The organism is Streptomyces sp. NPDC041968 (assembly GCF_055589025.1).
Genome location: NZ_JBVJCB010000004.1, coordinates 404959 through 426573, shown reverse-complemented (window position 1 = coordinate 426573; position 21615 = coordinate 404959). Strand labels below are relative to the sequence as shown.

General features: G+C 71.5%; 18 protein-coding genes and 1 pseudogene. 9 read left to right on the top strand and 10 right to left on the bottom strand.

The window, feature by feature from the left end; genetic code table 11:
* Positions 1–51: 51 nt before the first annotated feature.
* The 3 genes from ACZ6EG_RS12925 to ACZ6EG_RS12915 form a co-directional block, all read right to left on the bottom strand.
* Positions 52–1335, bottom strand: a complete 1284-nt coding sequence (locus ACZ6EG_RS12925; RefSeq protein WP_384692252.1) for an aspartate aminotransferase family protein — start codon at positions 1333–1335, stop codon at positions 52–54.
* Positions 1332–2174: a nitrilase-related carbon-nitrogen hydrolase gene (locus ACZ6EG_RS12920; protein WP_469604121.1), complete on the bottom strand. Its 843-nt coding sequence runs from the start codon at positions 2172–2174 to the stop codon at positions 1332–1334. Before ACZ6EG_RS12920 ends, ACZ6EG_RS12925 begins: the two co-directional genes overlap by 4 nt.
* 220 nt (positions 2175–2394) lie before the next feature.
* The gene (locus ACZ6EG_RS12915; protein WP_053139317.1) at positions 2395–2658 is read right to left on the bottom strand and encodes a helix-turn-helix domain-containing protein; all 264 of its coding nucleotides are present in this window, start codon (positions 2656–2658) and stop codon (positions 2395–2397) included.
* Positions 2659–2757: 99 nt separating this feature from the next.
* Here ACZ6EG_RS12915 and map point away from each other — a divergent pair, with 99 nt between their 5' ends.
* Positions 2758–3534, top strand: coding sequence for a type I methionyl aminopeptidase (gene map, locus ACZ6EG_RS12910; RefSeq protein ID WP_391968403.1), 777 nt, complete (start codon positions 2758–2760; stop codon positions 3532–3534).
* A 167-nt stretch (positions 3535–3701) separates the two neighbouring features.
* Positions 3702–6230, top strand: coding sequence for an ATP-dependent Clp protease ATP-binding subunit (locus ACZ6EG_RS12905; protein ID WP_391968404.1), 2529 nt, complete (start codon positions 3702–3704; stop codon positions 6228–6230).
* Between the two features lie 37 nt (positions 6231–6267).
* On the opposite strand, the gene ggt is transcribed toward ACZ6EG_RS12905, so the two are convergent.
* Complete coding sequence (gene ggt, locus ACZ6EG_RS12900) at positions 6268–8070, bottom strand: gamma-glutamyltransferase (RefSeq protein WP_469604116.1); 1803 nt, start codon at positions 8068–8070, stop codon at positions 6268–6270.
* Positions 8071–8190: 120 nt separating this feature from the next.
* Between ggt and ACZ6EG_RS12895 the strand changes: the two genes are divergently transcribed.
* Positions 8191–8955, top strand: a complete 765-nt coding sequence (locus ACZ6EG_RS12895; RefSeq protein ID WP_356607095.1) for a hypothetical protein — start codon at positions 8191–8193, stop codon at positions 8953–8955.
* Positions 8956–9199: 244 nt separating this feature from the next.
* On the opposite strand, the gene ACZ6EG_RS12890 is transcribed toward ACZ6EG_RS12895, so the two are convergent.
* From ACZ6EG_RS12890 to pcaDC, 4 genes are all read right to left on the bottom strand, one after another.
* Complete coding sequence (locus ACZ6EG_RS12890) at positions 9200–9607, bottom strand: DUF6278 family protein (RefSeq protein WP_356607097.1); 408 nt, start codon at positions 9605–9607, stop codon at positions 9200–9202.
* Between the two features lie 110 nt (positions 9608–9717).
* Entirely contained in the window at positions 9718–10497 is a 780-nt protein-coding gene (locus tag ACZ6EG_RS12885; RefSeq protein ID WP_391968406.1) for an exodeoxyribonuclease III, read from the bottom strand.
* A 64-nt stretch (positions 10498–10561) separates the two neighbouring features.
* Positions 10562–11197 carry an MBL fold metallo-hydrolase gene (locus ACZ6EG_RS12880; RefSeq protein WP_391968407.1) on the bottom strand — a complete coding sequence of 212 codons (636 nt, stop codon included), beginning with the start codon at positions 11195–11197 and terminating at the stop codon, positions 10562–10564.
* Between the two features lie 65 nt (positions 11198–11262).
* Positions 11263–12660 carry a bifunctional 3-oxoadipate enol-lactonase/4-carboxymuconolactone decarboxylase PcaDC gene (pcaDC, locus tag ACZ6EG_RS12875; protein WP_469604111.1) on the bottom strand — a complete coding sequence of 466 codons (1398 nt, stop codon included), beginning with the start codon at positions 12658–12660 and terminating at the stop codon, positions 11263–11265.
* 24 nt (positions 12661–12684) lie between these two features.
* Between pcaDC and ACZ6EG_RS12870 the strand changes: the two are divergent.
* A pseudogene (locus ACZ6EG_RS12870) lies at positions 12685–13116 on the top strand (TraM recognition domain-containing protein); the annotation flags it as partial.
* Between the two features lie 185 nt (positions 13117–13301).
* Here ACZ6EG_RS12870 and ACZ6EG_RS12865 read toward each other — a convergent pair.
* On the bottom strand, positions 13302–14291 hold the full coding sequence (locus ACZ6EG_RS12865; RefSeq protein WP_391968409.1) for an aldo/keto reductase: 990 nt from the start codon (positions 14289–14291) through the stop codon (positions 13302–13304).
* Between the two features lie 133 nt (positions 14292–14424).
* On the opposite strand from ACZ6EG_RS12865, the gene ACZ6EG_RS12860 reads away from it, so the two are divergent.
* A complete protein-coding gene (locus ACZ6EG_RS12860; RefSeq protein WP_469604108.1) occupies positions 14425–15045 on the top strand; it encodes a TetR/AcrR family transcriptional regulator in 621 nt (206 codons plus the stop codon).
* 430 nt (positions 15046–15475) lie between these two features.
* Here the strand turns inward: ACZ6EG_RS12860 and ACZ6EG_RS12855 are convergent, their stop codons facing one another.
* Complete coding sequence (locus tag ACZ6EG_RS12855; RefSeq protein WP_391968411.1) at positions 15476–16186, bottom strand: GntR family transcriptional regulator; 711 nt, start codon at positions 16184–16186, stop codon at positions 15476–15478.
* A gap of 90 nt (positions 16187–16276) precedes the next feature.
* Between ACZ6EG_RS12855 and manD the strand changes: the two genes are divergently transcribed.
* The 4 genes from manD to ACZ6EG_RS12835 all read left to right on the top strand — a co-directional run bounded on the left by manD (position 16277) and on the right by ACZ6EG_RS12835 (position 21540).
* Positions 16277–17485: a D-mannonate dehydratase ManD gene (gene manD / locus ACZ6EG_RS12850; protein WP_469604105.1), complete on the top strand. Its 1209-nt coding sequence runs from the start codon at positions 16277–16279 to the stop codon at positions 17483–17485.
* A complete protein-coding gene (locus tag ACZ6EG_RS12845) occupies positions 17482–18936 on the top strand; it encodes a mannitol dehydrogenase family protein (protein WP_391968413.1) in 1455 nt (484 codons plus the stop codon). Before manD ends, ACZ6EG_RS12845 begins: the two co-directional genes overlap by 4 nt.
* 88 nt (positions 18937–19024) lie before the next feature.
* The gene (locus ACZ6EG_RS12840) at positions 19025–20419 is read left to right on the top strand and encodes an MFS transporter (protein ID WP_391968414.1); all 1395 of its coding nucleotides are present in this window, start codon (positions 19025–19027) and stop codon (positions 20417–20419) included.
* A complete protein-coding gene (locus ACZ6EG_RS12835) occupies positions 20416–21540 on the top strand; it encodes an L-idonate 5-dehydrogenase (protein ID WP_469604101.1) in 1125 nt (374 codons plus the stop codon). Before ACZ6EG_RS12840 ends, ACZ6EG_RS12835 begins: the two co-directional genes overlap by 4 nt.
* Positions 21541–21615 lie beyond the last annotated feature (75 nt).

The following is a 21615-nucleotide window of genomic DNA, read 5'->3' as shown; positions in this document are numbered from 1 at the left end:
GTCGGCCACGGCCCCGGGCTGCCCGGTGGGCGCCCGCCTCCGGCGCGGCGGTCAGATGCTCCGCAGGGCGCGGTCCAGGATCGCGGCGCCCTCCTCGGCCTCCGCGACGGTGAGGGACATCGGCGGTGCGATGCGCAGGACGCTGGTGCTGTGGCCGCCGCCCTTGCCGATGAGCAGCCCGCCCGCGCGGGCCTCCTCCAGCACGGTGGAAGCCGCTTCGGGTGCGGCCTCGTCGGTGCCGGGCCGGGTCAGCTCGATGCCGATCATCAGGCCGCGGCCGCGTACCTCCCGCACGTGCGGCACCTGGGCGGCGACGCCCCGCAGCCGCTCGATGAGCAGTCCGCCGACGCGCCGGGCGTTGCCCTGGAGGTCGTGCTCCAGGAGGTGGTTGAGGTTGGCGAGGCCGGCCGCCATGGTGACCTGGGTGCCGCCGAACGTGGAGATGCTGTTGGCGTCCAGGCAGTTCATGATCTCGGCGCGGGCGATGACACCGCCGATGGACATGCCGTTGCCGATGCCCTTGGCGAAGGTCACGATGTCCGGCGGGCCGCCTCGTCCGTGCGCCTGCCAGCCCCAGAAGTGCTCGCCCGTGCGGCCCCAGCCGGTCTGCACCTCGTCGGCGATCCACAGGATGCCCCGCTCGTGCAGTACCTCGCGGAAGGCCGCGTAGAGCCCGTCGGGCGGGGAGGTGAAGCCGCCGACGCCCTGGACGGGTTCGGCGATCAGCGCCGCGGGGGCGCGGGTGTGGCCCAGCAGGTCCTTCAGGTCCGCCACGCAGGCGTCGATGAAGTCGCGGTCGTCCAGGTGCGCGTAGGGGCCGCGGGTGCGGACGCCGCCGTGGACGTACAGCGTCTGGAGCGGGGTGAGCGAGGTCGGGGACCAGCCGCGGTTGCCGGTGATGCCGACGGTGCTGAAGGAGCGGCCGTGGTAGCTGTTGCGCATCGCCAGGACGGTGTTGCTCCGCCGGTGGGTGGTGGCGAGCAGCAGGGCGGTGTCGTTGGCCTCGGTGCCGGAGGTGGTGAAGAAGACGCGGGCGTCGGGGATGCCGGAGAGGTGGGCGACGCGCTCGGCGAGTTCGACCATCGGCCGGTTGAGGTAGAGCGTCGAGGAGTGGTTGATCCGACCGGCCTGTTCGCTCACCGCCTTGGTCACCTCGGGCAGGGCGTGCGCGGTCATCGTGGTGAGGATGCCGCCGAAGAAGTCGAGGTACTTGTTGCCGGCGGCGTCCCAGACGTGCCGGCCCTCGCCGTGGGTGATCTCCAGCGGGTCCTCGTAGTACAGGGCGAGCCAGTCGGGCAGGACGGCCCGGTGACGGCCGAGGAGGTCCCTGGTCACGGCCGCACCAGCCCTTCGTAGGCGTCGGGGCGGCGGTCGCGGTAGAAGGCCCACTGCTGCCGGACCTCCTCGATGAGGCCGAAGTCCAGGTCGCGGACGACGAGTTCCTCCTCGGTGTCGCTGGCGGTGTCGCCGACGAACTGGCCGCGGGGGTCGACGAAGTACGAGGTCCCGTAGAAGTCGTTGTCCCCGTACTCCTCCTGTCCGACCCGGTTGATGGCGGCGACGAAGTACTCGTTGGCGACGGCCGCGGCGGGCTGCTCCAGGCGCCACAGGTGGGAGGAGAGCCCGCGGTGGGTGGCGGAGGGGTTGTAGACCAGCTGGGCGCCGCAGAGGCCGAGTTGCCGCCAGCCCTCGGGGAAGTGCCGGTCGTAGCAGATGTAGACGCCGACCTTGCCGACCGCGGTGTCGAAGACGGGCCAGCCGAGGTTGCCCGGGCGGAAGTAGAACTTCTCCCAGAAGCCCTTGACCTGCGGGATGTGGTGCTTGCGGTACGTACCGAGGACGGTGCCGTCGGCGTCGATGACGGCCGCGGTGTTGTAGTAGAAACCCGACTGCTCGACCTCGAAGACGGGGACGACGATCACCATGCCGGTCTCGCGCGCGAGGGCCTGCATGCGGCGGGTGGTCGGGCCGTCGGGGACCGGTTCGGCCCAGCGGTAGTGCTCGGGGTCCTGGACCTGGCAGAAGTAGGGGGCGTTGAAGACTTCCTGGAAGCCGATGACCCGGGCCCCCCGGCGGGCCGCCTCGCGGGCGTGCTCCTCGTGTTTCGCCACCATGGACTCGGTGTCGCCGGTCCAGGTGGCCTGGACCAGAGCGGCACGTACGACGTTGGCCATGAGCTGCTCCTTCGACACGACGTCAGAGCCTCTACGCCCGTAGAGCGGACCGTAGAGGGACGAAGGTATGCCTGGCCGGAGGGGCTTGCCAAGACCATCGTCAGCAAGCCGTGGTGTCGATCGCCTTTCGCACTCCTGTGGGTGAGTGGTGGGGCGGGTGGGGCGTCCGTGGCGCCCCTCGGGGCACGGAGGGCGCTCGGGGGGTCCCCGTCCGGCGGCGTCAGGCCGCCCCCGGCACCGCCGTCAGCACGCAGCGTCCCACCAGGTCGTCCATGGAGAGCCCGAGCGCGCGGGCCAGCGCCGCCACCGTGAAGAAGGCGGGGGTGGGCGCGCGGCCGGTCTCGATCTTGCGCAGGGTCTCGGCGGAGATGCCCGCCACCGCCGCGACCTCCGTCATGCTCCGGTCGCCGCGGGCCAGGCGCAGCAGCCGACCGAGCTGCTCGCCGCGTTCACGCTCTTCGGGGGTCAGGGGGGTGCGCACCATGGCGTCATTCTAATACCGGCTTCCCGTACCGGACCCGCGCTGGGGCCGGCCAGTCGGCACGGCGATCCACCCAATTAAAATACCGGTATAGTAATTGGCATGGTGGAACTGAAGACGGACTCATCGATCGATGCCATGTACGCGGCCGGCCAGGTGGTCGCCCGCGCCCTGACCGCCGCACGGAAGGCCGCGGACGTGGGCGTGTCCCTGCTGGAGCTGGACGCGGTGGCGCGCGAGGTGCTGCGGGAGGCGGGCGCCGGCTCACCGTTCCTCGGGTACCGGCCCTCCTTCGCGCCGGTCCCGTTCCCGGCCGTCCTGTGCGCCTCGGTGAACGACGCGATCGTGCACGGCATCCCGGACGGCTACCGGCTGCGCGACGGCGACCTGGTGTCCCTCGACTGCGGGGCGACGCTGGGCGGCTGGGCCGGTGACTCGGCGGTCAGCTTCGTCGTGGGTACGCCGCGCCCGGCGGACCTGACGCTGATCGAGACCGCCGAGCGGGCCCTCGCGGCGGGCATCGACGCCGCCGTCGTCGGCAACCGCGTCGGCGACATCGCGCACGCCATCGGCACGGTGTGCCGGTCCGGCGGCTACGGGATCATGGAGGACTTCGGCGGTCACGGCATCGGCCGCAGCATGCACGAGGACCCGGGGGTGCCGAACGAGGGCCGGCCGGGACGCGGGCTGCCCCTGCGCCACGGCATGGTCATCGCCATCGAGCCGATGGTGATCGCCGGCGGCCGGGACGACTACCACTGCGCGGCCGACGGCTGGACGCTGCGCACCAACGACGGCTCCCGGGCGGCGCACGTGGAGCACACGGTCGCCATCACGGACGCCGGCCCCCGCGTCCTGACGTCGCGCGACGCCTGCTGAACCGCCGGCGTCCCGACCGCGCGGGACACCGGCCGGGCCCTGCGGGCGCCCGGGCTTCCCGGACATGCCCGCCGGGACAGATCGTGTCATGTTGGGCATGACCGCGCCCCGGCCGGGTTACCCGGCCCCGGCACGTCGATCAGCGATGCAGCGGAGGTCCGTACACGATGAGCAGCGGCTTCATGGGACCGGAGGGCGACCCGTTCGCGGAATTCCTGGCACGCTTCTTCGGCGGGCCCAGGCCGCGGCAGATCGACATCGGCAGGCTGCTCAGCCAGCCGGCCCGGGAGCTGGTGCGCGGCGCGGCCCAGTACGCCGCCGAGCACGGCAGCCGGGACCTGGACACCGAGCACCTGCTGCGGGCCGCGCTCGCCACCGAGCCGACGCGGGGCCTGCTCAGCCGGGCCGGCGCCGACCCGGACGCGCTGGCGTCGCAGATCGACGAGCGGACCGGCCCGGTGCAGCACCCGCCGGGCGAGGTACCGCCGCCGACCTCGCTGTCCCTCACCCCGGCGGTCAAGCGCGCCCTGCTGGACGCGCACGAGCTGGCCCGCACCACCGGCACCGGGTACATCGGCCCGGAGCACGTCCTCAGCGCCCTGGCCGCCAATCCGGACTCGGCCGCCGGACACATCCTGAACGCCGCCCGCTTCGCCCCCTCGGGGCTGCCGACAGAGCCGCCGGAGAGCGCCGGCGGACGGGCCGAGGGCCCGCGGTCCACGAACACGCCGACGCTCGACAAGTACGGCCGCGACCTCACCGACCTGGCCCAGCAGGGCCGGATCGACCCGGTGATCGGGCGCGAGGAGGAGATCGAGCAGACCGTCGAGGTGCTCTCCCGGCGCGGCAAGAACAACCCGGTCCTGATCGGTGACGCGGGCGTCGGCAAGACCGCCGTCGTGGAAGGGCTCGCCCAGCGCATCACCGACGGCGACGTGCCCGACGTGCTGGTCGGGCGCCGGGTGGTCGCGCTGGACCTGACGGGCGTCGTCGCCGGCACCCGCTACCGGGGCGACTTCGAGGAGCGCATGAACAACATCGTGGGTGAGATCCGCGCCCACTCCGACCAGCTGATCATCTTCATCGACGAGCTGCACACCGTCGTCGGTGCGGGCGGTGGCGGCGAGGGCGGCTCGATGGACGCCGGGAACATCCTCAAGCCCGCCCTGGCCCGCGGCGAGCTGCACATCGTGGGCGCGACGACGCTGGAGGAGTACCGCAGGATCGAGAAGGACGCGGCACTCGCCCGCCGCTTCCAGCCGATCCTGGTGCCGGAGCCCACCCCCGCCGACGCGATCGAGATCCTGCGCGGCCTGCGCGACCGCTACGAGGCCCACCACCAGGTCTGCTACACCGACGAGGCGTTGGTGGCGGCCGTGGAGATGTCCGACCGCTACCTCACCGACCGCCGGTTGCCGGACAAGGCCATCGACCTGATCGACCAGGCCGGCGCCCGGGTGCGCCTGCGGGCCCGCACCAAGGGCACGGACGTGCGGGCGATGGAACGCGAGGTCGACCAGCTCGTCCGGGACAAGGACCAGGCGGTCGCGGACGAGCAGTACGAGCGGGCCATGCAGTTGCGCGACCAGATCTCCGGGCTGAAGCAGCGCATCTCCGAGGCCACCGGCGGCGGCGAGGCCGACGAGGGCCTGAACCTGGTCGTCCGCACCGAGTCCATCGCCGAGGTGGTCTCCCGGCAGACCGGTATCCCGGTCAGCAGCCTCACCCAGGAGGAGAAGGACCGGCTGCTGGGCCTGGAGTCCCACCTGCACGAACGGGTGGTCGGCCAGGAGGAGGCCGTACGGGTCGTCTCCGACGCCGTCCTGCGCTCCCGCGCCGGCCTCGCCAGCCCCGACCGGCCCATCGGCAGCTTCCTCTTCCTCGGCCCGACCGGCGTCGGCAAGACCGAGCTGGCCCGGGCGCTGGCCGAGGCCCTGTTCGGCAGCGAGGACCGCATGGTCCGCCTGGACATGAGCGAGTACCAGGAACGGCACACGGTCAGCCGGCTGGTCGGCGCCCCGCCCGGATACGTCGGGCACGAGGAGGCCGGGCAGCTCACCGAGGTGGTGCGCCGGCACCCCTACTCGCTGCTCCTGCTGGACGAGGTGGAGAAGGCGCACCCGGACGTCTTCAACATCCTGCTCCAGGTGCTCGACGACGGGCGCCTCACCGACTCGCAGGGACGGACGGTGGACTTCACCAACGCGGTCGTCGTCATGACCAGCAACCTGGGCTCCGACGTGATCACCCGGCGCGGTGCGGGCATCGGCTTCGGCACCGGCGGCTCGGACGCCGACGAGGAGGCCCGGCGCGAGCAGGTGCTGCGTCCGCTGCGCGAGCACTTCCGGCCCGAGTTCCTCAACCGCATCGACGAGATCGTGGTCTTCCGCCAGCTCAGCGGCGAGCAGCTGCGGCAGATCACCAGCCTGCTGCTGGAGCAGACCCGCCGCATGGTGCACGCGCAGGGCATCACCGTCGAGTTCACCGACGCGGCCGTGGACTGGATCGCCCAGCGCGGCTACCAGCCCGAGTACGGGGCGCGTCCCCTGCGCCGCACCATCCAGCGCGAGGTCGACAACGAGCTGTCCCGGCTCCTGCTCGACGGCCGGGTCGCGGAAGGCGGCCGCGTGACGGTGGACGCCGAGGACGGGCGACTGGCGTTCCGGACGCCCGAGCGGCCCGTCCCCGAGCTGTGAACGGGCCCTGGGGCCCGCTCCCACCGCTCCTGGCGTCCTAGCGCACGGGCCGCACCACCATCGCCGAGCCGCCGCCGCGTCGTTCCCTCTCGGCGGCGGCCAGCCACCGGCCGTCCGGGAGCCGCTGCACGCCGGTCGCCGCGCCGATCTCCGGGTTGGGCTTGAAGGAGTGCCCGAGCGCCTCCAGCTCCGCCCGCACACCGCTGTCGTACAGGCCGGGTTCGAGTTCGGTCTGCGCGGCGTTGCGCTGGCTGGCGCGCGGCGCGGCGATGGCGTCGACGAGCGGGAGGCCGCGGTCGAGGAAGCCGGTGAGGGTCTGGAGCACGGTGGTGATGATGGTGGCGCCGCCGGGCGAACCGACCGCCACGACGGGCCGGTGGTGCCGGTCCAGGACGATCGTCGGCGCGATCGAGGACCGCGGGCGCTTGCCCGGACCCGGCAGGTTCGGGTCGTGGACGGCCGGGTTGGCGGGGGCGAAGGAGAAGTCCGTCAGCTCGTTGTTGAGCAGGAAGCCGCGACCGGGCACGGTGATGCCGCTGCCACCGGTCTGCTCGATGGTGAGGGTGTAGGCGACGACGTTCCCCCACCTGTCGGCGACCGTGAGGTGCGTGGTGTTCTCGCCCTCGTACGTCGTCGGCGCCGCCGTGCCGCCGCCCGCGCAGGGCGCAGGGTGCCGGGGGTCTCCGGGCGCGAGGGGGCTGGTGAGGACGGCGTCGTCCTTGATCAGGCAGGCGCGGGAGTCGGCGTACCGCTGCGCCAGCAGTTCCTTGGCCGGTACGTCCTCGAAGGCGGGGTCACCGACCCAGCGCCCGCGGTCGGCGAACGCGATGCGGCTCGCCTCGATGAAGCGGTGCAGGTAGCGGGCCTTGCTCGCCCTCGAGAGGTCGGTCCGCTCCAGGATGTTGAGGGCCTCGCCGACCGTGGTGCCTCCGGAGGAGGAGGGGGCGATGGAGTAGACACCCAGTCCGCGGTAGGAGGTCCGGGTGGGCTTCTGGAACTTGGCCTCGTAGGCCGCGAGGTCCTTCGCGGTCAGGTCGCCGGGGCGGGCGTCCCAGCCGGAGTCGGGGTCCACGGGCGGATGGTTGACGGTGGCGACGACGTCCTCGCCGAGTTCACCGTGGTAGAGGGCGCCGACGCCCTTGCGGCTCAGCTCCTGGTAGGTGCGCGCCAGGTCGGGGTTCTTGAACGTGGAGCCGACGGCGGGGAGTTCGCCGCCGGGCAGGAACAGCTTCGCGGTGTCCGGGAAGTAGCGGAAGCGCTGCTCGTTGGCGGCGGTCTGGGAGCGGAAGGTGTCGTCGACGGTGAAGCCCTGCCGGGCCAGGCGCTCGGCGGGCGCGAGGACGGCACCGAGCTTCCGGCTGCCCCACCGGTCGAGGGCGCTCTGCCAGGTGGCGGGCGTGCCCGGGGTGCCGACGGCGAGGCCGCTGCTGACGGCTTCGGCGAACGGGATGGGCTTGCCGTCCTCCGTGAACAGCTTCTCGTCGGCGGTGAGCGGCGCCGTCTCGCGACCGTCGATGGTGCGTACGGTGCGGGACTTGGCGTCGTAGTGGACGAAGTAGCCTCCGCCCCCGATGCCGGCCGAGTAGGGCTCGGTGACGCCGAGCGCGGCGGCGGTGGCCACGGCCGCGTCGACGGCGTTGCCTCCCTTGCGCAGGATCTCGATGCCGGCGGCCGAGGCGTCCGGGTCGACGCTGGCGACCGCCCCGCCGTACCCGACGGCGACCGGGGTCTTGGGGGCGACGGGCCTGCTCTGGGCGGTGGGTGGCGCCGCCGCCCCCACCGACACCACGGCGGCGGAGACCGCCAGGACCGTCAGATTCCGCGCGACAGGGCGACGCATCCGCACCTCCAGGGAAAAAGCCGTTCGGGCAGCTTAGTTGATCGTCATGGCCGCGTCAGGAGCATCTCCGTCGCGGTCCGTCGAACACCGGTTCACGGATGCCCGCTAGCATGCGCGCCCATGACTGACGACGTGCGCAACATCGTCCTGGGCGTGGTCGCGGCCGGCATCAGTGCCGCGCTGGGCTGGCTCGCCCGTACGTATCTGCTGAAGCGGAGGCTCCGCCGCAAGCAGGCCTTCTTCGGGCTGCCGGAGGGTTCCGAGTCGCTGCTCGTCGTCAACCGGGACCCGGCCGCCTCCGAACCGGCCGTCCACCGCTTCGACGTCTTCGCGCTGCTGGAACTGTCCGCGCTGATCAAGGACTGCGGCGCGCACATGCACCTGGTCACCCAGGACATGGTCCATCAGGGCTTCGGCGAGCGGACGGAGTTCTGCGTGGGCGGCCCGGGGTCGAACCGGCGCATGGTGGCCCACATGGCGGCCATGCTGCCCGGGGTGCGGATCAACATCGACCCGGAACCGGGCCCGGACCGCGGGGCCTTCCAGATAGGCGGCGAGCGCTACCGCATGGACTCGGGCGTCACGGAGTACGTCCTGCTGGCCCGTCTCACCGCCGGCGACCGGCGCGAGGCCCGCCCCGCGTTCCTGTTCTGCGGCCAGCGCGCCATCGACAACCAGGCCGCCACCCGCTACCTCGCCCGCCACCACGAGAAACTGGCCCGCAAGCACGGCAACAACTCCTTCGTGCTGCTGCTCAAGGTGATCAACTCGCAGGCGTACGGCCCGGATGTCGTCGAACTCGTCGGGGACGTGACCCGGGCGGCGACGAGCCCCCTGCCGACGCCGGTGCCGGCTCCGGCGCCCCGCAACTCGCACCGGGCATAGGGCGGGTGTGCAGCTGACCTTCTCCCCGCCCGCGGACGGCCCGTCGTGACGGCCGATCCGCTGTGCGAGCAGTGATCTCCGGCTGCACCCTGCGTATCCCCTGCGCGTCGTGCGTCCCGTGTGTCCCGTGCGTCCTCCGTACGCGGACCGAGGACTGCAACGTATCGAGACAGACGACGGGTGCGCCAACGACACGCACCTTTCGGGCATTAGCCCTATTTACGGTGCTTTTACCGCAGAAGGGTCACGTTTCCGCGACTTCGCCGTACAGCTGCGAGAGTTCGGGGACTCCGTCCGCCGCCCATGCCTGGCCCGACGCCACCACGTCGAACTCCCGGCCGGAGGCGAGCCGGACGACGGGCTGACCGTCGGACCGGATGGACCAGGCGGCGCCGGGCACGGTGCGCACGATCACGGTGCCGAGGTACAGACCGGCGTCGTTGCCGAGCCAGGTCAGGATCTCCTCGTCGCTCCGCCAGCGGGGCAGCACCTGGTCGAGCTGCTCCAGGGACACCGCCGAGTCGTCGAGCCGGACACCCTCCCGTGAGGCCTGCGAGCGCAGCAGGTCGCAGTCGGCGAGCAGCTCGCCGATGCCCTCGGCGTCGTGCACGCGCGGGCCTTCGCGCCGCCTGCCCAGGAAGGGGATGTTCATACGTCCAGACTGTCATTCGTACCGCCGTATGCACCACAGGGCACGCAGGACGGACGAAGGCCGGGCGGGCGGGCGCGCGACCGGGGGCGGGCGGGGCGTAGGAGGAGCGCCTACACGTCCAGGTCCACCACGACCGGGGCGTGGTCGGAGGCTCCCTTGCCCTTGCGCTCCTCGCGGTCGACGTAGGAGTCGGTGACGGCCTTGGCGAAGGGCTCGTTCCCGTACACCAGATCGATGCGCATGCCGCGGTTCTTGGGGAAGCAGAGCTGCCGGTAGTCCCAGTAGGTGAAGGGGTGGTCGTACTTCAGGGGGCGCGGGACCACGTCGGTCAGGCCGGTGCCGCGCAGGGAGGCAAGGGCGGCACGCTCGGCGGGGGTGACGTGGGTGGAGCCCTCGAAGGCGGCGCGGTCGTGGACGTCCTCGTCCGTCGGCGCGACGTTGTAGTCGCCCATCACCGCGAAGGGGCGGTCACCGGCGGCGTCACCCTCGACGGCGGCGCGCAGGGCCTCGAACCACTGGAGCTTGTAGGCGTAGTGGGGGTGCTCCACCTCGCGCCCGTTCGGCACGTAGACCGACCAGACGCGGACCGGGCCGCAGGTCGCGGAGATCGCGCGGGGCTCCTGCACCCCGTCGTAGCCCGGGTCGCCCGGCAGGCCCTTGACCACGTCCTGGAGGCCCACGCGGGAGAGCACCGCCACGCCGTTCCACCGGCCGGTGGCGTGCACCGCCGCCTCGTAGCCCTTCTCCCGCAGCTCGTCGAAGGGGAACTGCGCCTCGGCGACCTTGGCCTCCTGGAGGCACAGCACGTCGGTGCCGCTGCTCTCCAGCCAGGCGAGCAGCCTCGGCAGGCGGGCGGTGATCGAGTTCACGTTCCAGGTCGCGATGCGCATGTCCCACAACCTACCGGGCGCCACTGACAACCCCGTCCGCCCGGCAGCCCTCCGGCCGCCGAGCTCACACCCGCACGGACTCCCCCGGGGTCAGCCGCAGGTGCTCCGAGCCGCCCAGCCGGCCGATCTGGCGGTCGTAGATCGGCCGGGCGAGGTCGGTGAGCAGGGCGTCGTGAATGTCGTAGGCGCGCTGCGGCTTCACCTCGCGGACGTAGTCGATGACCTCGGAGATCTTGTTCCAGGGCGCCATGACGGGGAGCATCAGCGTCTCGACCGGACGGCCGGGGACGGTGAGGGCGTCACCGGGGTGGAAGACCTTGCCGCCGTCGACGAGGAAGCCGACGTTGGTGACGCGGGGAATGTCCGGGTGGATCACGGCGTGCAGCTCGCCGTGGACCTCCACGTCGAACCCGGCGGCGGTGAAGGTGTCACCGTGTCCGACGGTGTGCACGCGCCCCGGGAACGCCGCCGAGATCTTCTCCGCGACCGACTCCAGGGTCCAGATCCGGGCGGCCGGGTTGTGCTCCATCGCGGCACGCAGACGCGCCTCGTCGAAGTGGTCCGGGTGTTCGTGGGTGACGAGCAGGGCGTCCGCGCCGAGGGCGGCGTCCTCCTCGCTGAACCCGCCGGGGTCCAGGACGAGCGTCCGCCCGTCCTTCTCCAGGCGGACGCAGGCGTGCGACTTCTTGGTCAGCTTCATGACTCCATCCTGCCGCCGAACCCGGACCGGCGGCGGGGGTGGGGCTCGCTCGGGCCGGGCGGAGCTCACTCGGGCGGGGTGGTCTCCTCCCGCACGACCTGTTGCGCCACCCGGAAGGCCCTGCTCGCGGCTGGGGTACCGCAGTAGACGGCCGTCTGCAGCAGCACTTCCTTGATCTCTTCCGGGGTGAGGCCGTTGCGCAGGGCGGCCCGCAGGTGCGGCGCCAGTTCCTCCAGGTGACCGCCGGCGACCAGGGCCGTGAGGGTGACGCAGCTGCGGGTGCGCCGGTCCAGGCCCGGTCGGTCCCAGATCTCGCCCCAGGCGTACCGGGTGAGGAGCTCCTGGAAGTCCCCCGAGAACCCGTCGGCCTGCGCCAGCTCCTGGTCGACGTGCGCGTCACCGAGCACGTCCCGGCGCACCTTGATCCCCGCGTCGTAGGGGTCGGGCCGCCCCTGTGCCGGGGCCTGCGGGGGCACGACGGGCGGCGCGATCTCGGCGATGGGCGCGACCGCCCGCGGCGGCGGGGCCATGGCCGGCTGGACGGGGGCGGCGGCGAAGCCGGGCGCGCCGGGCACGGCCCCGGGTACGACGGGGTGGGCGGTGGGTCCGACGGGTTGGGCGGGGGCCGCGGCGACGCGGGCGGCCGGGACGGCGATCTGGCCGGTGGAGGCGTCGTGGGTACTCTGCCAGGCGGTGTCGAAGTGCCGGACCAGCAGGTCGGTGACGGCCGCGGGCTGCTCGACCGGGACCAGGTGGGAGGCGCCGGGGACGACGGCGAGCCGGGCGTCCGGGATGCCGGCGACCAGGGTGCGGGCTTCCGCGGGGCCGGTGACCTGGTCGTCGGAGCCGACGAGGACCAGGGTCGGGACGCCGACCTGCCCCAGCTCACCGCGCACGTCGAACGCGGCGAGCGCCTCGCAGGCGGCGATGTAGCAGCCGGGGTCGGTGGTCCGCACCATCTGCACGGCCCACTCGGTGATCGCCGGCTGGGCGGCGGCGAACCCTCCGGTGAACCAGCGCTCCGGAGCGCTGCGGGCGATGGGGTCGAGCCCGTTGGTACGGACGATCACGCCGCGCTGGCGGAACTCGTCGGCGGTCCCGAACCTCGGCGACGCCGCGATCAGCGCGAGCGAGGCGAGGCGCTCGGGGTGCCGCAGCGCCAGCTCGATGCCGAGGGCGCCGCCGAACGCACAGCCCGCGTATCCGAAGCGCTGCACGCCGAGCCCGTCGAGGGTGGCCAGCAGACGCGTGGCAAGCTCGGCGACAGAGCCCGACGGGTGGGCGGGGGCGCCCCCGTGCCCGGGCAGATCGAACCGGAAGACCCGCCACTGCTGCACCAACTCGGGCACCTGCCGGTCCCACATGTGCCATGTGGTACCCAGTGAGGGACCCAGGATCAGGACCGGAGCGTCTTCTGGCCCGTCAAAACGGTATTGCAGGGTGTTCGGCGGTGTCTCACTCACGCCCCAGACCCTCTCACGTCTCACCTCCAGTCCTACCGCCAGGGCCAGAAGGTCTGGGGAGACGCGGGCAAGGACGCCATGTGGTCCGCCTCGACCGTCAAGGCCATCGGCTCCGGAATCGACGACCCCGACTTCGCGGACAAGCTCAGCCGCCTGATCGGCGACCACGACGTGGAGACCACGTCCACGTCGCACTCGGAGTCCGGCAAGAGCACATCGGTGTCGATGCGGCAGGAGCGGATCCTGCCCGCCGACGCGATCCGCGCCCTGCCCAAGGGCACCGCCCTCTGCTTCGCCACCGGCATGCGCGCCGCCATGCTCGACCTCCGGCCGTGGTACCGGGAGCCCGGCGCGGAGGAGCTGTCCGCGGCGTCCGCCCGCGCATCGCAGGCGATCACCGCCCGCGCCGTCGCGAAGCACGCACCGACACAGTCCGACTTCGGGCTGGCCACGTGATACTCGACCCGGCTGATCAGACCGTCCAGGCGAACGGTGAACAGGGGCAGTTTCAGCTCTCCTGCCAGCTCAGTGCTCATGATGTCTTCCTCGTGGGTCGATCCGGGTGGAGCGCACCGTGGGCGCGGCCCGCAGCCGCGGCCTCCGCGGATCGAGAGCCTGTGCGGGCCGCGTGGAGGGGCGGTTCAGTCGGTGGTGAAGCTGGACGCGAGCGCGTCCGGCATGCGGCTGCCCGCCGCACCGTCCGGAATGATCTCCGTGATGCGCTGCAGATCGGCGTCGGTGAGCCGGACGTCGGCGGCGCCGGCGTTCTCCTCCAGGCGCTTGGCGCTGCGGGTGCCGGGGATGGGGACGATGTCCTCGCCCTGGGCGAGCAGCCAGGCGAGCGCGAGCTGGGCGGGGGCGATGCCCTTGGCCGCAGCCAGTTCCTTCAGCTGCTCGGTGGCGCGCAGGTTGTAGGTGTAGTTCTCGCCCTGCCAGCGCCCGTCCCAGCTGCGCATGTCGTCCTCGGGATACTCGCTGCCGGGCTTGACCTGGCCGGTGAGGAAGCCGCGGCCGAGCGGGGAGTAGGGCACCAGGCCGATGCCGAGCTCCCGCAGGACGGGAAGGATCTTCTCCTCCACCTCCCGCTCGAAGATCGAGTACTCGTACTGCAGGACCGTGACCGGGGTGACGGCGTGGGCGCGGCGGATGTACTTGGGGCCGACGTTGCTCAGCCCGAAGTACTTCACCTTGCCCTCCGCGATCAGTTCGCCGACCACGCCCGCCACCTCTTCGACGGGCACGTCCGGGTCGGAGATGTGCTGGTAGAAGAGGTCGATGTGGTCGGTCTGCAGGTAGCGCAGGCTGTTCTCGGCGACCCTGCGGATGTTGTCCGGGCGACTGTTGACACCGGAAAACATCTCGGTAGCCATGTCGAAGCCGAACTTGGTGGCCAGGACCACCTCGTCGCGGAAGTCCTTGACGGCCCTGCCGAGCAGGGTCTCGTTGCTTCCGGTGCCGGCTCCGTACACCTCGGCGGTGTCGAAGAAGTCGATGCCGAGCTCATGGGCACGGCGGATCGTGGCGAGGCTTTCGGCGTCGTCGGAGGCGCCGTACGCCATCGTCATGCCCATCGTGCCCAGGCCGAGCGCCGAGACGCGCAGGCCCTGGGAGCCCAGAGAGCGGTGCTGCATGAGTGTCCTCCATCGGTGGGGCGGCGGTCTGGCCACAGAAGGAGACCAAACCGAACCGTTCGGTATTAACGAGGGTGCGCCATGCCCGCCTGAAAAGCAAACCAAACAGTTCTGTTTTGGTACGATTGGGGGTATGACCTCCTCACCCAGGGCCGAGGCCACCCGCACCCGGATCGCTGACGCGGCCAAGGTCGAGTTCGCCGCCCACGGCATCGCCGGCGCCCGTGTCGACCGCATCGCCGCTCAGGCCAGGACCAGCAAGGAGCGGGTCTACGCGTACTTCCGCAGCAAGGAAGAGCTCTACGGCTTCGTCGCACATCGGGAACTGACTGTCATTGTCCAGGCCGTCCCGCTGGACCCCACCGACCTGCCCGGCTACGCCGGGCGCCTGTTCGACTACTTCCTGGCCCACCCCGAGCACTACCGCCTGATCAGCTGGGGGCGCCTGGAACTGGAGACCACCGCAGCCCGCGAGGAGGCGGACGAACAGGCCAACCCGTACCGGGCAGCCATGTTCCGCAAAGCCGACCAGATCCGCCGCGCCCAGCGCGCCGGCGACCTCGACCCGCGCTGGGACCCGGTCGACGTCCTGATCCTCATCGATCAGCTGGCGACCTCGTGGTGCGGCCAGCCCGAATTCGGACAGCTGGCCGCACAGGCCGCCAAAGACCCGAGTGTCAAAGCCCGCCGCGCCGCCGTCATCCAGGCCGTCCACATCCTCTTTCCCCCTCCGGCCACCGCCGCGCCCGCGTGACCGGCCGCCTCGGCCACGCGGGCGGCACTCACGACGGCGCGGTCGGCGAACATGCCATGGGACCGACGGATGAGGACTATGTTCTGCTCGTGAACGGCCAGGATGCCGAGTGGCGTACACCGCGAGCCAGTCGACGATTCGATGCCGAGTCCATCTAGGCGATCAAGGGCGGCGACATTGCCCCCGCGCTACGCGACAGCCGCGAAGCGGTTGACCAAGGGCAGGGCCCGCAAGCTCATCATCGCCCCAGTCGGCCACGATCAGTCCTGCCTGCTCCCGTCGTCGTCCTCGTCCAGCTCCGGCGCCTCCGGGTCGCGCAAAGGACGCAGGTGGCCGGAAGCCGGGACGCTGGCAGTGAAGCTGGAGCGGTTCTCGGCGTGTTCGCTCCGTCCGCCGGCTCGCCGGGCTGACGGGCGGGCACGCGGCGGGATCACTCCCAGACCACGATGTTGCGTCGCACGGGCACCGTCGAGGCGTCGGCGGCGAACAGTTCGGGTGAGTGGGCCCGGATGCGCTCGATGTCGTCGAAGACGGCCCGCAGGTGCGTGCGCATGGCGGTGCGGGCGAGCGGGACGTTCCCGTCGGTGATCGCGTCGAAAATCTCGCGGTGCTGGGCGATGAACACGGCTGGGGAGACGTTCTCGTGGAGGCCGAGGCGGCGGGCCCGGTCCAGGTGCCCCTTGGCGGAGGCGACGGTGGTCCAGACGTTCCCGTGCCCGCTCAGCCGCATCAGGCCCTGGTGGAACGCTTCGTCCAGATCGAAGAACTCCTTCAGGCTGAGGTCCGCGCGCCGCTGTCGCTTCAGGTTGTCCCGCAGTTCCCCCACGACCGCCGGGTCGAGCTGCGCGGGCAGGTCGTCCAGCGAGGCGAGTTCCACCGCTTCTCGCAGGAACTGCGCGTCGGCGACCTGGGCCGGATCGACCCGGGAGACGAACGATCCGATCTTGGGGAAAACCTGCACCAGGCCCTCCTGGGCCAGCAGGATCAGGCTCTCGCGCACCGGTGTGCGGCTGACGCCCATCGACGCGGCGAGTTCGTTCTCCGAGAGGGCGGCACCTGGGACGAGCTCGAGGGTCAGGACCATCTGGCGCAGTTTCAGGTAGATGTCACGTCGGTTCGTGCGCCCGTTCGTTTGAGCCATGTGCACATCGTACGTAGAACCCCGAGACAAGTATTGCCGTACTGAACGACAGATGCTTGTATACAAGTACTTCGCGACCAAGGAGTGCTTGTGAGCAGGATCGAAAGCGTCGAGGTCTTCGTCGCCTCTCCCGGCCGGACTTTCGTCACGCTGCGGATCACCACCACGGACGGAGTGACCGGCCTCGGCGACGCCACGCTCAACGGCCGGGAACTGGCCGTCGCCAGCTATCTGCGCGACCACCTGGTCCCGCTGCTGATCGGCAGGGACCCGTCCCGTATCGAGGACATGTGGCAGTACCTCTACAAGGGCGCCTACTGGCGGCGAGGGCCCGTCACGATGACCGCGATCGCCGCCGTGGATACCGCCCTGTGGGACATCCTCGGCAAGACCGCCGGTCTGCCCGTGTACCAGCTCCTGGGTGGCCGGTCGCGCGACGGCGTACTGGTCTACTCGCATGCCAGCGGCACCGACGTGTCCTCGCTGCTGGACGACGTCGAGCGCCATCTGGAGCTGGGCTACAAGGCTGTACGGGCCCAGGCCGCCGTGCCCGAGGTCGGGGGCACGTACGGGGTGCGCAAGGGCAAGGTCTACGAGCCGGCCGCCACCGAACTGCCCGACGAACAGCCCTGGGACACCGAGGCCTACCTCGACTTCGCCCCCAGATACCTGGAAGCGGTACGGGAACGCTTCGGCTTCGGCTTCCACCTCCTGCACGACGTGCACCACCGGCTCACCCCGAACGAAGCAGCCCGGTTCGGCAAGAGGGTCGAGCCCTCAAGGCTGTTCTGGATGGAGGACCCGACCCCGGCCGAGAACCAGGAGTCCTTCCGGCTCATCCGTCGGCACACCACGACACCGATCGCGGTCGGCGAGGTGATGAACTCGATCTGGGACGTCCAGCACCTCATCACCGAACAGCTCATCGACTACGTGCGCACCACCGTCGTCCACGCGGGCGGCATCACCCACCTGCGCCGGATCTTCGACCTCGCCGCCCTCCATCAGGTGCGCACCGGCTCCCACGGGGCGACCGATCTCTCCCCCGTGAGCATGGCCGCCGCCGTGCACCTGGACATCGCCGTGCCGAACTTCGGCATCCAGGAGTACATGGGCCACGCCGAGGAGACCGCCGAGGTGTTCCGCAGCGGGGTGACCTTCGCCGACGGCATGCTGCACCCCTCAAATGAGCCGGGCCTCGGCGTCGAGTACGACGAGAAGGCGGCCGAGCGCTTCCCCTACCAGCGGCGCTACCTCCCGGTCGCCCGTCGGCTCGACGGGTCGGTGCACGACTGGTGAGCGCCCACGACCTGCTGGGCCGCGGAACTCTATCCCGTCTCGCCCCCGCGCTGCGGCCCGCCGTCGACCCAGCCGAACTGCGCACCCGCATCGTCCACTTCGGCCTCGGCGCCTTCCACCGGGCACACCAGGCCGTGTACACCGAGCACGCCGCCGCCCGCTCCGGCGAGCCCTGGGGCATCACCGCCATCGCGCCCCGGTCGGCCAAGACCGTGCGCGCCCTGCGCAACCAGGACTGTCTGTACTCACTCACCGAACGCCGTCCGGAGGGTCACCGTACCCGCGTCGTGGGCTCACTCGTCGGTGCGCTGGTCATGGGCCCTGACGCCGGGGCCGTCGACGCCCTGCTCACCGACCCCGGGGTGACAGTGGTGACGCTGACCGTGACGGAGAAGGGCTACCACCGCTCTCCTGCAACCGGCGCACTGGACACCACGGCCGCCCCCATTGCCGCCGACCTCGCAGCCGACCCCGGCGGGCCGCTCACCACGGTCATTGGGCGCCTCGCCGCCGGACTGGCCGCCCGGATGCGCGCGGGAGCGCCCCCGGTGAACGTCGTGTCCTGCGACAACATGGCGGACAACGGCGCAGCGCTGGCCCGGGTGGTCCACGACTTCGTCCGCGCGTCGGCCTGGCCTGACCGCGCGCAGATCCTGGACCAGATGGCCACAGCTGTGTCCTTCCCCGCGACCGTCGTGGACCGGATCGTGCCCGCGACGGGCGAAGCCGACCGGGCAGCCGCCGTCGCCGCGCTCGGCGTGCGGGACGCCCTCGCCGTGACGAGCGAGCCGTACCGACAGTGGGTGCTGCAGGACTCCTTCACCGCGCCCCGGCCGCTCTGGGAGCTCGACGGTGCCCTGTTCGTCCCGGACGTCGCGCCCTATCAGCTCACCAAACTGCGGTTGTTGAACGGCTCCCACTCCGCGCTCGCCCACCTTGGTGCCGCCGCAGGATTCACCACGATCGCCGAAACCATGACAGCGCACTGGGGCGAGCGCCTCGTGCGGGCGCTGTGCGCGGAGGTCTCACCCACCCTCCCGGCGGGCGGCCCGGACCAGACCGCGTACGCCGACGACCTCGTCGTACGCTTCCGCAACCCTGCCATGCACCACCTGCTGCAGCAGATCGGCTCCGACGCGTCACTGAAGATCACCGAGCGCTGGCTGCCCGCCCTGCGCGAACTGCGCGCCCGCGACGCGAGCACCCCCGTACTCGAACTCGCCCTTGCCGCCTGGGCGCACAGCACCCGCCGGGCCGGTGCGCCCGACGCCCCTTCCGATCCCGCTGCCGATGTCCTCGCCGCCTGCTGGCGGCCCGCGGGCCGGCCCGCGGGGACGGTACGCGCGCTGCTGCGTGTCCTGGGGGCGCACGATCTGGCGGACGACGACGCGCTCACCGCCGCCGTCGCCGACCGCCTCCCCGCCCTGGACGCAGGACGCGTCGAAATCTGACACCCGCACCCGGCCCTCCGTCCAGATCCCTGTATCCGCCTCCCCCTATCCCCAAGAGCTTCCTCGGCTTCGAACAACGGAGTTCACGATGAAGGACAGCGTCACAGCCGCCCAGCAGACGCCTTCCGCGCAGCGCAGCACACGCGACCTGACCCGCGCCGCCGTCTCGGGCTGGCTCGGCACGGCCATGGAGTTCATGGACTTCCAGCTCTACTCGCTGGCCGCCGCGATCGTCTTCAACAAAATCTTCTTCCCGGACGTCAGCCCGGCCATCGGACTGATCGCCGCGATGGCCACCTACGGCGTCGGATACGTCGCCCGGCTCGCGGGGGCCGTCTACTTCGGGCGGATGGGCGACCGGCTCGGCCGCAAGAAGGTCCTGTACATCACCATCTTGCTGATGGGTGCCTCCACCACCCTCATCGGAGCGCTGCCCACGTACGCCACCATCGGCATCCTCGCGCCGATCCTGCTCGTCGCCCTGCGACTGATACAGGGCTTCGGCGCCGGCGCCGAGATCGCCGGGGCCACCGTCATGCTGGCCGAGTACGCGCCTGCCGGGCGGCGCGGGCTGATCTCCTCGCTGGTGTCGCTCGGCACGAACTCCGGGACGCTCGCCGCGTCGGGCCTGTGGGCCATCCTGCTCGCCGTGCTCAGCGAGGAGCAGCTGCTCTCCTGGGGCTGGCGGCTGCCCTTTCTGCTGAGCTTCCTGCTGATGATCTTCGCGGTCTGGATGCGGCGCAGCCTCAAGGAGAGCCCGGTCTTCGAGGAGCGTCCCGACGTTGTGGACGGTGTGGCACTGGCCCGTGACGAGGTCGAGTCCGTCATCGCCACGGCCGACGAGCACAAGGGCGGCGTGCTGGCGGCGGGCATCCGCCAGCGCAAGGGCAAGGCGTTCTTCCTCGCGCTGGGACTGCGCTTCGGCCAGGCCGGCAACTCCGGACTGATGCAGACCTTCCTGGTCGGCTACCTCGCCACCAACCTGGCGGTCGAGCGGTCCGTGCCGACGGACGCGATCGTGTACGGCTCGCTGGTGGGCTTCGCCACCGTGCCGCTGGTCGGTTGGCTGGGTGACCGTTTCGGACGCCGTGTGGTCTACCTCGTGCTCTCGGCCCTGACCGTCCTGCTCGCCTTCCCGGTACTGCTCCTCATCACTTCCGGGTCGACCCCGGGCGTGATGCTCGGCATGATCCTCGGTCTGAATGTCGGTGTCCTGGGCCTGTTCTCGCTCGAAAGCGTCACAATGGCCGAACTCTTCGGCTCGCGGACCCGGTTCACGCAGCTCGCGGTCTCCAAAGAGATCGGCGGCATCCTCGCCACCGCGATCGGCCCGGTCCTCGCGGCCACGCTCACGGCCGTCACCGGCAGCTGGTGGCCCATCGCCGCCATGCTCGTCCTCTACTCGCTCATCACCTTTGTCAGCGCCTACCTCGCACCCGAGACGCGCGGACGCGACCTGGTCCAGCTGGAGGACGCCGTATGAAGACGATCGACGAAGCGGGCGCCGCGGGGACTCTCACGGCGGGAGGTCCCGGGTCCGTGGCCGCCGAGGGCCGCCGGATGAGGGCGGTTGTGGTGCACGGCGCCGGCGACGTACGCATCGACGTACGGGCCCGGCCCCTACCCGGTGCAGGCGAGGTGCTGCTGGCCGTGGAGTGGGGCGGGATCTGCGGATCCGACATCGCGTACTGGAAGAACGGCGCATCCGGCACCGCCAAGCTCGTGCACCCGCTGGTGCTCGGACACGAGTTCGCGGGCCGGATCGCCGCACTCGGCGACCAGGTCACCGGTCTCGACGTGGGGCGGGCGGTCACCGTGCATCCGGCCCGACCGGTGGGCGACGGTGTCCTTCCCGGGCGGCTCGCCGGACGCACGAACCTTTATCCACGCGTACGCTACTTCGGTTCGGCGGCCTTTGACCCGCACACCGACGGCGGGTTCAGTGAGTACCGGGTGGTCCACGCCACCCAGATCCGACCTCTGCCGGACGGCGTCACCACCGAGCAGGGCGCCCTCGCCGAGCCGTTGGCCGTCGCCCTGCACGCCGTCGGCCGGGTCCCGGAGCTGCGTGGTCGCACGGTCCTGGTCAACGGCTGCGGTCCCATCGGCTCCCTGGTCGCCGCCGCCGCCCGGCACCGCGGCGCGGGCCGGATCGTCGCCGCCGACCTGGCGTCATCCTCACTCGCCGTCGCCCGTGCCATGGGCGCTGACGAGACACGTGACCTCTCTGCCGGCGAGGGACTGCCCGAGGACGCGGACGTCACCTTCGAGGCGTCCGGCGCCCCGGCCGCGCTGGGACCGGCGCTGCGGGCCACAGCCCGAGGCGGCACCCTCGTCCAGGTCGGCAACCTGCCCGGCACGCCCGTACCCGCAGCCCTCGGCGACCTGGTGACCCGGGAGATCACCTGGATCGGCTCGTACCGCTTCGTCGAGGAGATCGACGACGCCCTGAGCGCCCTCCGGGACGGACTGGACGTGACCCCGCTGATCACCCACCGTTTCCCGCTGGAACGGGCCGAGGAGGCACTCGCCGTTGCCGCCGACCCGACGAGCGGGAGCAGCAAAGTCATGCTGCGCCTCGCCGACGGGGCTGTCGAAGCATGACCGGCGCGACCTCCGGCAACGGCCCCTTCCCCGCGACAGGACCCGTACCGGACGTCTCCGTGCTTCCCCTACGCC